General features: G+C 33.3%; 10 protein-coding genes and 1 tRNA gene. 5 read left to right on the top strand and 6 right to left on the bottom strand.

Translation table 11 applies throughout. The annotated features are described in order from the left end of the window. From ACH2BG_RS00445 to ACH2BG_RS00430, 4 genes are all read left to right on the top strand, one after another. Positions 1 to 72 (top strand) — tRNA-Met (locus ACH2BG_RS00445). A gap of 58 nt (positions 73 to 130) precedes the next feature. Then, positions 131 to 577 carry a KTSC domain-containing protein gene (locus ACH2BG_RS00440; RefSeq protein ID WP_395045771.1) on the top strand — a complete coding sequence of 149 codons (447 nt, stop codon included), beginning with the start codon at positions 131 to 133 and terminating at the stop codon, positions 575 to 577. 262 nt (positions 578 to 839) lie between these two features. Next, positions 840 to 1,322, top strand: coding sequence for a DUF1761 domain-containing protein (locus tag ACH2BG_RS00435; RefSeq protein ID WP_395045770.1), 483 nt, complete (start codon positions 840 to 842; stop codon positions 1,320 to 1,322). Between the two features lie 62 nt (positions 1,323 to 1,384). Next, positions 1,385 to 2,533, top strand: a complete 1,149-nt coding sequence (locus tag ACH2BG_RS00430) for an 8-amino-7-oxononanoate synthase (protein ID WP_395045769.1) — start codon at positions 1,385 to 1,387, stop codon at positions 2,531 to 2,533. A 246-nt stretch (positions 2,534 to 2,779) separates the two neighbouring features. Here ACH2BG_RS00430 and ACH2BG_RS00425 read toward each other — a convergent pair whose 3' ends face one another. Then, positions 2,780 to 4,690 (bottom strand): ABC-F family ATP-binding cassette domain-containing protein, encoded by a 1,911-nt coding sequence (locus ACH2BG_RS00425; protein WP_395045768.1) that lies wholly within the window; start codon positions 4,688 to 4,690, stop codon positions 2,780 to 2,782. A gap of 99 nt (positions 4,691 to 4,789) precedes the next feature. On the opposite strand from ACH2BG_RS00425, the gene ACH2BG_RS00420 reads away from it, so the two are divergent. Further along, positions 4,790 to 5,179, top strand: a complete 390-nt coding sequence (locus ACH2BG_RS00420; protein ID WP_395045767.1) for a DUF983 domain-containing protein — start codon at positions 4,790 to 4,792, stop codon at positions 5,177 to 5,179. Between the two features lie 146 nt (positions 5,180 to 5,325). On the opposite strand, the gene ACH2BG_RS00415 is transcribed toward ACH2BG_RS00420, so the two are convergent. The 5 genes from ACH2BG_RS00415 to gldK all read right to left on the bottom strand — a co-directional run bounded on the left by ACH2BG_RS00415 (position 5,326) and on the right by gldK (position 11,165). Beyond that, a complete protein-coding gene (locus tag ACH2BG_RS00415) occupies positions 5,326 to 6,372 on the bottom strand; it encodes an NAD(P)/FAD-dependent oxidoreductase (RefSeq protein ID WP_395045766.1) in 1,047 nt (348 codons plus the stop codon). A 68-nt stretch (positions 6,373 to 6,440) separates the two neighbouring features. Further along, on the bottom strand, positions 6,441 to 7,451 hold the full coding sequence (gldN, locus tag ACH2BG_RS00410) for a gliding motility protein GldN (protein WP_395045765.1): 1,011 nt from the start codon (positions 7,449 to 7,451) through the stop codon (positions 6,441 to 6,443). 49 nt (positions 7,452 to 7,500) lie between these two features. Then, positions 7,501 to 9,030, bottom strand: a complete 1,530-nt coding sequence (gldM, locus tag ACH2BG_RS00405; RefSeq protein WP_395045764.1) for a gliding motility protein GldM — start codon at positions 9,028 to 9,030, stop codon at positions 7,501 to 7,503. A 48-nt stretch (positions 9,031 to 9,078) separates the two neighbouring features. Beyond that, entirely contained in the window at positions 9,079 to 9,717 is a 639-nt protein-coding gene (gene gldL, locus ACH2BG_RS00400; protein WP_395045763.1) for a gliding motility protein GldL, read from the bottom strand. Positions 9,718 to 9,770: 53 nt separating this feature from the next. After that, positions 9,771 to 11,165, bottom strand: a complete 1,395-nt coding sequence (gldK, locus tag ACH2BG_RS00395; RefSeq protein ID WP_091473742.1) for a gliding motility lipoprotein GldK — start codon at positions 11,163 to 11,165, stop codon at positions 9,771 to 9,773. Between the last annotated feature and the right edge of the window lie 47 nt (positions 11,166 to 11,212).

Below are 11,212 nucleotides of genomic sequence, written 5' to 3'. Positions count from 1 at the left end.
GCGGGATAGAGCAGTAGGCAGCTCGTCGGGCTCATAACCCGAAGGTCACAGGTTCGAGTCCTGTTCCCGCTACTAAGCAAGCCATTCTGAAAAGAGTGGCTTTTTTTAAATATTATTATTAAACATTGGTATGAAAAGAGTTATCGAATACAGAAAGTTACTTGAAGTTGACAAAAATGTAACTTTGAAAGAATTAAAAACTATTTACAGAAACAGTATGAAAGATTCTCATCCTGATAAATTTGTAAATGACGAAGCTGGAAAACTAGCGGCTGAAGAGACAAGCAAGCAGATTATTAATGCTTACCACTTTTTAGTAAGTATTTCGGCCGAAACTGTCGAGAAAAACCTTCCTGAATATACAGATACTATTACAAATTCTAATATTCATGGTTTTCATTTAGAGAAACAAACTTTGCATATTAAATATTTTAACGGAATGGAATATGAATACATTGGTGTTCCTAGAAATATTTATGTGAAAATGGTAAATGCTGAATCTCCAAATCGTTTTGCAAAACGTCACATTTACGGAAACTTCATTTACAGAAAATCTGGCGAAGCTGCCGAAGATTAATCATAAATATCGCATTTATAATTAAAAGACTTTCCTAACCGAAAGTCTTTTTTTGGTATAAACTCATATAATTATCTATTAGCAGACTAATTTTTTTGCCACAGATTTAAAAGATTTCCACAGATTAATAAAACGCAGATTCAAATTTATCGCAAAATCTTTTTTAATCTTTTAAATCTGTGGCAAAAACTTTATTTACATATTTTTTAGAATAAAGCCAATATTTATTACATTTGAGTAACTAACCATCAAAACAAAAACCATGGAAATTAATTTTTTAGCATTATTACTTGCAGCATTATCGACAATTGTCGTAGGATTTGTCTGGTATAACCCAAAAGTTTTCGGAACAATCTGGATGAAAGAAACAGGTATAAACCCAGAAGAAGGAGAGAAACCAAATATGGTTTTAATATTTGGAGTTTCCGTTTTGTATGCATTTTTTATAGCATTTGTTTTACAAATGATTACTATTCATCAGTTTGGAGCTTTAGGAATGATTGGTGGTGATGTTGCAAATGCAAAACCATCTTATACTGCTTTTATGGCAGATTATGGTGATGCTTTTAGATCTTTCAAACATGGCGCATTACACGGAACTATGACTGGATTATTTCTAGCACTTCCAGTTATTGGCACAAATGCTTTGTATGAAAAAAGAAGCTTCAAATACACACTTGTAACTGGCGGATTCTGGATTGTATGTTTCGCTATCATGGGCGGAATAATTTGCGCAATGAAGTAATTTTAACATTTAATTAAACATAAATCTCTTTACTTTTGGTGAAGAGATTTTTTTTATAACTTTTGGAAACAAATTACTCCTTTCTTATTTACAAAAAAGCTAACGAACTTCCAGAAGATTGGAATAATATTGCTGTAAACAACATTTTTTTATCTACGAAATATTTACAGGTCTTAGACGAATCTTCACCAAAAAATATGACTTGTCATTATATTGGTTTGTTTAAAAATGAAGAACTTGTTGGGGTTGCATTAACTCAAATTCTAAACCTAACTGATGTTTCTTCATTTGGCGTAAACAAAAGTTGCATCAAATCGAAGTTGCGTGATTTTACCTTTCGAACTTTTGCCGCCAATGTTCTTTTTGTTGGAAATAATATGCTTACCGGACAAAATGCTTATTCTTTTAGCAATAAAATTAGCACTTCCGAAGGACTATCAATACTTAAAAAAGCCATTTCTCAGCTTAAAATTGATTTGAAAAAATCAGGAATAAAAATTCACATCACTTCGTTTAAAGATTTTACAGCTACCGAAAGTGATAATTTCAAGATTGATGGTTTCAAGAAATATTATCAATTTTCGACACAACCAAATATGGTTTTTACCAATAACAATTTGTGGGAAAACGAAAATGATTACACAACTGCATTATCAAAAAAATACCGTGACCATTACAAACGAGCAAGGAAAAAATCGGAAATGGTTTCTAAACGACAAATGAGTTTAGAAGAAATTAGGGAAAATGAATCTAAAATAAATGAATTGTATCTTAATGTGACTAAAAATGCTCCTTTCAATACTTTTTATTTAGCCGAAAATCATTTTGCTAATTTGAAAGAAATTCTACACGATAAATTTCTTTTTTATGGTTATTTTCTTGACGAAAAACTCATTGGTTTTAACACCATGATTATAAACGGAAGTGCATTAGATACTTATTTTCTTGGTTATGACGATGAGCACCAAAAAGAAAAAATGTTATATCTGAATATGCTTTACGACATGATTGGCTATTCGATTACCAAGAAATATTCGAAACTTATTTTCTCACGAACAGCACTCGAAATAAAAAGTTCTGTTGGCGCAAAACCAATACAAATGGTTGGTTTTATTTCTCATTCTAATCCTTTTGTCAATAAATATATTGGAAAATTGTTTCAGTATTTTGATCCCGAAGTAAGTTGGATAGAACGAAATCCTTTTAAATAATTACCAATTACGAATGTTGAAATCTGAATTCTGTCCTTAATTGAATGTTGGTTTTTAGCCCAGATTGAAGTGAAAAGCTTTTTGAAATTTCGTTACATTTTTTCTTGCAAAAAAAGAGCGACGATAGAAGCTCCTTTTTTTTGCTTAGAAATAAATAACGAAATAAAAAAAATTACTTCACTATATTTTATTTTAATCGGAGTTCAGTGAACTTCGTTTGTAACGGAAAGCTGGAAAAGCTCCTAATTAATTAGCGTTATCTATTTCGCCTTGCACAACTTCCCAATCTTCTAATAATTTATCTAAATCAGCTTTTTTCTTGTTGTAGGCAATAAAGAATTTTGCATCTTCTAGGTGTTTGTCATAGTTAGACGCCAGCGCTTTGTCGTCTTGTTGAATATTGCGTTCTAGCTCTTTTATTTGGCTTTCTATTTTACTTAAACGGTTTTGAAGTGATTTGTTTTTCTTTTGGTCTTCGTATGACGCTTTTGCATTTGTAGTTGGAGCTTCTTTCTTTTCGATATCTTTTTTCTCAACTTCACGCATGTTTTCTAAGTTGCGTTGTTCTAAGAAATAATTGATATCGCCCAAATATTCTTTGATTTTTTGGTCTTTAAATTCGTATACTAAATTCGACATTCCTTGCAAGAAATCCCTGTCGTGAGAAACCAAAAGTAGGGTTCCTTCGAACTTTTGCAAAGCAGCTTTTAGTACATTTTTAGATTTGATATCTAAGTGATTCGTTGGCTCATCCATAAGCAGGACATTGATGGGTTGTAACAACAATTTACACAAAGCCAAACGATTTCTTTCGCCTCCAGAAAGCACTTTCACTTTCTTTTCGACATCATCACCACGAAATAGGAATGAACCCAACATATCTCGTACTTTACTACGATTACTATCGGTTGCAGCGTCTTCCATAGTTCGGAGTAGCGTAATTTCACCATCAAGATATTCCGCCTGATTTTGCGCAAAATATCCTACTTGTACATTATGTCCTAATTTGATTGATCCTTGGTATTCAAATTCATTGACAATCGCTTTGATAAAAGTCGATTTTCCTTGTCCATTTTGTCCAACGAAGGCAATTTTACTTCCACGTTCTACGAGTAAATTTATGTCTTTTAAGATGACTTTGTCCCCATAAGCTTTGGTTACATATTCGGCTTCGACAACTACTTTTCCTGGCACTTTAGATACTGGAAATGATATATTCATGACCGAATTATCGTCTTCATCGACTTCAATTCGTTCTACTTTGTCTAATTTTTTTATTAATGATTGCGCCATAGAAGCTTTTGAAGCTTTGGCACGGAATTTTTCGATTAATTTTTCAGTTTCTTCAATTTTTTTGGCTTGGTTCTTTTGAGTTGCCAATTGTTTTTCACGTATTTCATGACGCAATTCTAAATATTCAGAATATGGTTTGTTGAAATCGTAGGCTTTACCTAATGAAATTTCGATCGTTCGGTTCGTAACGTTATCCAAAAACATTTTATCGTGCGATACAATAACCACAACACCAGGATAATTACGCAAAAAACTTTCTAACCAAATGATACTTTCTATATCTAAGTGATTGGTTGGCTCATCAAGAAGCAATATATCATTCGCTTGAAGCAATAATTTAGCCAATTCAATACGCATACGCCATCCGCCAGAAAATGTTTCGGTAAGATTGTCAAAAACCTCTCGTTTGAAACCCAATCCGAGAAGAATTTTTTCGGTATCGCCCACATAGTTGTAACCACCTAACAAATCGAAACGATGTGTTAAATCCGATAAATCTTCTATAATTAATGAGTATTCTTCACTCTCGTAATCGGTTCTCGTAACTAATTGATGGTTTACTTCTTCTAGTTTCTTTTCGACTGCTTTTATTTCTATAAATGCTTGGTAAGCCTCTTCGAGAACTGTTCTTCCTTCTTCGAAATCGATATCTTGACGAAGAAATCCTATTTGCACTTCTTTTGCTGTCGAAATACTTCCTGAATCTGGTTTAAAATCGCCTGCTAATATTTTTAACATGGTCGATTTTCCTGCTCCGTTTTTTCCGACAAGTCCTACCCTATCGCCAGCGCCCATTCTGAAGGTTACTTCTTCAAATAAATATGTTCCTCCAAAGGAAACCGACAAATTGTGTATGTTAAGCATTATTTTTTTGTTTAAAGTTTAAAGTTTTGATGCTTCAAACATTGAATGAAAATCGTAAATTTGTATCACCAAAATCATGGTAAACTAATTTTTTTGCAAATGTTAAAAAAAGGATCCAAATTATATAGCATTTTAACAGGAACTTGTCCTAAATGTCACGAAGAAAGTATGTATAAGGTAAAAAACAGCTATATTTTGAGTAAAGTTTTTGATATGCATGAAAAATGTAGTCATTGCGGTCTGAAATATAAAATGGAACCTTCCTTCTTTTTTGGTGCAATGTTCGTTAGTTATGGTTTGGGAGTTTTTCTTGGCATCGCTACTTTTCTTATTTCTAATTTTGGTTTTCATGCTAATTTGAAAACTTCATTTATTGCCATTATGCTTTCACTTACTTGTTTTATGCCTATTATTATGCGATTGTCCCGAAACATCTGGATTAATTTGAATATTAGTTTTGATAAGAATTGGAAAGAAAAATTGAAATAGAGGAATACTGCTAAAATTTAGCCCTGATGGAGTAAAAATCCTGTTATTGCGATGAGAAAAACGCCTGATTTTATTGATTCGTTCCTCGCAATGACAGATTGAAGCGAGAGCAGGAACAATGTGGATAGAAGCAAAATGTTGTGCTCCTATTTCTTCTTGTCAAATCTTTTGATATCAATGTTTATATCCAGCGAACTTCCTTTCTCGATGTGTGATAACAAATCACGTGCCAACGATGGCCCAAGCATCACGCCACGAGTACCTAACCCGTTAAGTATATGTAAGTTTTTATATTCGCCATGTGTCCCAACAAGCGGTCGTCTGTCTTTAACAGTTGGTCGAATTCCTGCAAAATGCTCAATGATTTCGAACTCGCAGTTAAGCAATTCATTGATTCTTTCCAACAATTCTTGCTTCCCTTCTTCCGATGGCTTATTGGTTTTGTCTGCCCAATTATAAGTAGCACCCACTTTGAATAAATCGTTTCCGAGAGGTAAAATAAAAACGCTCGAATTCAAGATACAATCTAAATTTAGATTGGGTGCTTTGATGATAAAAAGCTCTCCTTTTGTGCCATCTAGTGGTAAATGATTAAAATATGGATTGGAATGTAAACCAAAACCCTCTGCAAATATGATGTTTTTAGCTTTTATATCTTGGTACGAAACACAATCGTAATGTGTTTTTAGCTCTGAATAATTGAAACTTTCGGAAGAAAATAAATTGTTCTCGTTCAAATAATTACGGTAAGATTCTAATAACAATCCTGTGTCTACATAACCCGTGTGCAATACTTCTCCAAACCCAAACGGAGCATCTATTCCTGAGTAGGTTTTGTGCAGGATATTTGTGGATAGAAAAGGTGTTAAATTAGGTTTGTCGGAAGCTATGAACCAATTGTTTTGCTCTTCGACTGAAAAGAATTTTCTTAGAACTGGTGTTTTAAAATCTATTTTTATACTTAAGCGATTCTCTATTTTGGGATAAAAATCATTTAAATACTCCACTTGTTCTGTAGCATTCCAAACTTCACTGAAACGTTTTAGTATAACTGGATTATATATTCCACCAGCAATTTTTGAGGAGTTTTGGGAGTCATTATCGAAAACTAAAATAGTCTTGTTGCTTTGCAAAGCAGTTTCTGCAAAACAAATTCCTGCAATTCCGGATCCAATAATTAGGTAATCAATCATTTTGTAAAAGTAAAAAACTCTTACCAAATTGGTAAGAGTTTTTATGTTTTAAATTGGAGAAATTTATATTAGTAATTCCACATATCCTGCTCGAAATTACGAACTTTATCTTTTACTCTTTCAGATTCTAACAATTGCATTAATGAATTTTCTTTCATATAATCAACAATTTCTCTATCATTATATACGTTTTCTTCTTTGTAAGTAAGTGCATTGAAACGACGTGAGTTTAACAAATTATCAAAAGTAATAGGCATTGAAGAGTTTCTATCGTTGAATGCTTTCCATTCATGCAATAGTTCTCTCGCACCAGGATAGAAAATCCAGAATAAATCGATGTACTCTTTTTCTGGTTTATCCATAGTGTAAACATCAGGAATTACAGGACAGATTCCTAAGATTCTGTAACGTAAATCAGATTGACGTTTATCGAAATACCATAATCCAACAATTCTATAATCAGAAACGTCTATTGAAGCTAAGTCAGTTTTAACAATAAACTCTTCAGAAATTTTTCTGACAGCAGGAATAGTGTCTGTTAACATTTTTCCTGTTTTTTGAGCCTTCATTTTTCCTTTTTTCCCCGCAACCATAATAGTTTCTGGTTTTTGAACAATTCTTGTTCTAAAAGCATCTGGATCTTCATTCATTTGCTCTCTACCAGCATCACTAGTATCTGTTTTAGTCAAAGAAGCATTAATATCTTTTAATGTTTTCTTTTCTCTAAAATAACTATCACCGTATACTTCTGTTATTCTACCAGACTTGATACCTTTTACTAATACATCATATAATGAACGACGCTCATTACCAACATTAGCAGTGTCTATAGGATAATACAAAGGAAAATTGATTCTTTCATCAAGATCGATAATTTCCCAAGTTTTCTTAGACATCAAAACATCTCTGTCATCAACGTAACCATATTCTAATGGCTTGTCATTATCTTTTAATAGTTGTGCTGGCGATTTTTTACCAATATCAGTTGGTACTTTAGCATTCAACAAATTAGACTGTGCAAAAGAAGTTGAACTTCCTGCAATAAAAATAATAACTAATAATAAATTTCTCCAATTCATAATTTTATAATTGTAAAGTTTATAGAACTAAAACGAAATTCCTAAACTATTATTGTACTTCGTATGTACAAGTTGAAACTCTTTTTGCAACTTGGTCAATTCCTTGAAAACTAGCCTTAATTTCAGAGATAACAACAACATCACCTCTAGTCGCTTTTTGAATTGCAGATCTTGCTCTACCATCCATTTTGCTTCCAGAAACTACGATTGTAGGTTGTCCAGGAACTTTAATATTAAATTGTGTAACATTTACAGTAACTGGGAAATCGAAATCTTCCATAACTGCAGATATTGTACAAGATTCTAAGTTTCCTTTTTGTCCTTTAGCAGCAACCTCACCACGAATTTTTCCAGTTGGAGCAGGTAAACCTTTAATACGGAATTCTTTTTTGTCAGAAACTACTTTACCATCAGGTAAAGTTGCAGAAACATTTATCATTACTGAAGTTCCAGAACCAGCTCTTAATACGTATTTACCATCGCTACCAGACATACCTTGAGCAGATGCTTTAACTTTATTATTAGCTACACCAGCAAATGAGATTGTCATTGGGTTAGGAACCCCACGATATACAACATTCATTTTATCTGCAGATATTGTAGCAGAATTAGGACGAGGCACAACAACATAAGTACCTTTAAAAGGTAAATTAATTGGTTTACCACCTTCAATAAAATTAAATGATCCACCAATAGTTTGCTCACCAACTGACCCAGCGGTTGTTGAAAGAATTGCCTGACCATTCACTAATTTACCAGGACCTTTGAATCCATCAAATTTTGCATTTGGATCATACTTTCCTAATACAACCTTACCTGTAACATTTTCTCCTTGAAAATAAGCATTTTTATCTAATACAACAATCGCTTGAAACTTGCTATAAGAAGCTTCGCTTACCGCCGCTTTACCTAAAGCAATACTATAAGTATCAGATTCTAATTTTTTGATGTCATTTTGCCAAGCTGAAAGTTTAGCTAAAGACGCAACAGATGGAAAACCTTTGAAATGGTAAGCCAAATATTTATCTTTTAAACCTTCTTTGTTTGCAACATCTGAAACATCAAATTTTTTGTTTACTTCTGCTAAAAGTGGGATGTATTTCACATCAGATCCAAGAGCTGATTTTATATCGGCTTTAAATTTTTCAATTTTAGAAATAATTTCATTTCCTTTTGGACCATAACCTTCACCTGTAAACCAGTTGTCAATACTTTCTCCTTTATCCATAGCTTCGTAAGGTAGCTTTCCAGTTTCTGGATCAACTTCAACACCTTCTAAAACTTGTTTTTTCAAAGTTTCAACATAAGCATAGAAACCTTTAGTGACAGCTTCAACTTTGTGGGCTGAAGCAGCTGCAACTATAAACTCTCCTTTAGATTCAGAAGCTTTTGCATCTAAAGACACTAGCATTTGCTCATTTGTAGCAACTGCAGATGTATTTGCGCCTTCAAATTTTTCATTCATTAATCCAAAAGCTGATAATACTTCTTTGGACATATTCATTGCCAACATTGCGATAAAAACCAGATACATCAGGTTAATCATCTTCTGTCTAGGGGTTAATTTTCCTCCTGCCATTTTTTTTTAAATTAGTTTTGTTAGTAAATAAATTTAGTTAAAAACTAATTATCCTTTGTTACTCATTGCAGAAAGCATACCGCCATAAACATTGTTTAAAGAAGCAATGTTAGAAGTCATAGACTGCATTTGCTCTTTAAGTTTAGAAGCGTTATCAGCGATTTCGCTGTTTGCTTGTGCATTACGAGTTGCGCTTTCTAATTGTACTTTGTACAAGCTGTTTAATGATTCCATTTGTGCAGCTGCCATAGACATTTCTTCAGAATATTTCTTTTGAGAAGTCATAGAATCTACCGTTGGAGAAATTGCTTTTGCAGCTCCTTCGAAATTTCTGATACTATTCCCTAAGCTTGACATTAATTCTCCATCAATTTTAGCTTCTTTCAACATTACATCTAATTTTTGAGATAACAATCCTTGAGGATCTTCTTTTTTCTCTTTTTTATCACTAGCAGCACCACCAGCTAATTCTGGATAAACTAATGACCAGTCTAAATCATGCTCTACTGGTTCGAACGCTGATAATGCGAAAATAAAAGCTTCTGTTAATAATCCGATTGAAAGCATTAAAGTTCCTGTTAAAGGTCCTAATTCGAAGTGAGTAATTTTGAATAATGCTCCAATAATTACAACTGCTGCTCCCATACCGTAAGCGAAATTCATTGCTTTTTTGCTTAAAATTGCCATAATAAATAAAATTTAGTTAAGTTAAATATAAAAAATAAAGTTTGGTTAATTAATTATTTTCCTGCGTTTCCTGTTGCATCAGTTCCCATATAATCTTGTAATGTACGGAATCCGATATAACTTCTCGCTGAATCTGCATATTCGAAATCACGAGTACCTACTTGTAAGTAATACGCAACATCTTTCCAAGAACCACCACGTGTTACTTTACGCATGTTCTTAATATCATTTACATTTGGATTCATTGTAGAAACATATTCGTAAGCTGCAGGATCGTAAGACGAATCTGTCCATTCTGCAACATTACCTGACATGTTGTATAAGTTATAATCATTTGGCTCATAAGATTGAGCTTCTACAGTATATAAAGCTTCGTCAGCAGCATAATCCCCACGAACTGGCTTAAAGTTAGCCAAATAACAACCTCTGTCATTTCTAGCATAAGGACCTCCCCATGGGTAAGTTCCAGATTCTATACCACCACGAGCTGCATATTCCCATTCCGCTTCTGTAGGCAAACGAAAAGTATTTATCAAATCTCTTCCTCTTTGTTTTTTAACATATGAATTTTTAAACAAAGTTCTCCAAGCACAAAATGCTTTAGCTTGTTTCCAACTAACTCCTACCACAGGATACTCTGCATACGCTTGGTGCCAGAAATAATCATTATGCATTGGCTCATTGTAAGAATAAGCGAAATCTTTAATCCAAACTGTTGTATCAGGATAAACATTAACTTGTTCTTTACGTATAAATTCTTTACGCTTTCCTTTTTTAGCTTTTGCTGCTGCTTGGATATCCATCCAAGAATAACGGAACTTTAATTTATCTACATCTATAGTTCTTAACCCATTGTATGCTTCCTCAGAAGGAATATACATAGAATCCATAACTTCCGTATATTTATCATCAGGATATTGACCTGTTTGCCATTTCAAAGGAATCTTGTTGTTTATCTTTCTTCCTGCATACGGATCATCACCTGTACCAACGCTATAATAGTTATCGTACATGTATTTGTCATACACACTCATATTTGTAGTATCAGCATCAACAAATGCATAGTCAGCAATACTTCCACCTTTTTTAGAAGATTTAGATTTAGGATCGTTTTTCTCCCCTAATTCATCAGCTAAAATAGCCAAACGCGTTCTAACAATTGAGTCTCTTACCCAAAACACAAACTGTCTGTACTCACTATTAGTAATTTCTGTTTCATCCATGTAAAACGAACGAACCGTTACTGTTTTGGTTGGAGCATCTTGCACGTTTGCTAAATCATCATCGGATTTACCCATGATAAAAGCACCTCCAGGCACTAATGTCATACCAAAAGGCTTTTCGGTATGCCAAGCTTTACCTTTAACACCTACAAGCTCTCCTTTGTCTCCTGAACCGCAGCTGTATAAAAATGAAACCAGCACTGCTAATAAAATGAACTTCTTCATATAAATTTGGGTTAAGTATATATTCATAACTTTTAAGGGCGTAAACC

This window comes from Flavobacterium sp. (assembly GCF_043779715.1).
In the GTDB taxonomy this organism is placed as follows: Bacteria; Bacteroidota; Bacteroidia; order Flavobacteriales; family Flavobacteriaceae; genus Flavobacterium.
This window is presented reverse-complemented; position numbering and strand designations above follow the sequence as displayed.

Bases quoted from the DNA above. Each gene is read 5' to 3' on its own strand.
- ACH2BG_RS00415 (WP_395045766.1), bottom strand. From the start codon at position 6,372: ATGATTGATTACCTAATTATTGGATCCGGAATTGCAGGAATTTGTTTT.
- ACH2BG_RS00440 (WP_395045771.1), top strand. From the start codon at position 131: ATGAAAAGAGTTATCGAATACAGAAAGTTACTTGAAGTTGACAAAAAT.
- gldN (WP_395045765.1), bottom strand. From the start codon at position 7,451: ATGAATTGGAGAAATTTATTATTAGTTATTATTTTTATTGCAGGAAGT.
- gldL (WP_395045763.1), bottom strand. From the start codon at position 9,717: ATGGCAATTTTAAGCAAAAAAGCAATGAATTTCGCTTACGGTATGGGA.
- gldM (WP_395045764.1), bottom strand. From the start codon at position 9,030: ATGGCAGGAGGAAAATTAACCCCTAGACAGAAGATGATTAACCTGATG.
- ACH2BG_RS00425 (WP_395045768.1), bottom strand. From the start codon at position 4,690: ATGCTTAACATACACAATTTGTCGGTTTCCTTTGGAGGAACATATTTA.
- ACH2BG_RS00435 (WP_395045770.1), top strand. From the start codon at position 840: ATGGAAATTAATTTTTTAGCATTATTACTTGCAGCATTATCGACAATT.
- ACH2BG_RS00420 (WP_395045767.1), top strand. From the start codon at position 4,790: ATGTTAAAAAAAGGATCCAAATTATATAGCATTTTAACAGGAACTTGT.
- gldK (WP_091473742.1), bottom strand. From the start codon at position 11,165: ATGAAGAAGTTCATTTTATTAGCAGTGCTGGTTTCATTTTTATACAGC.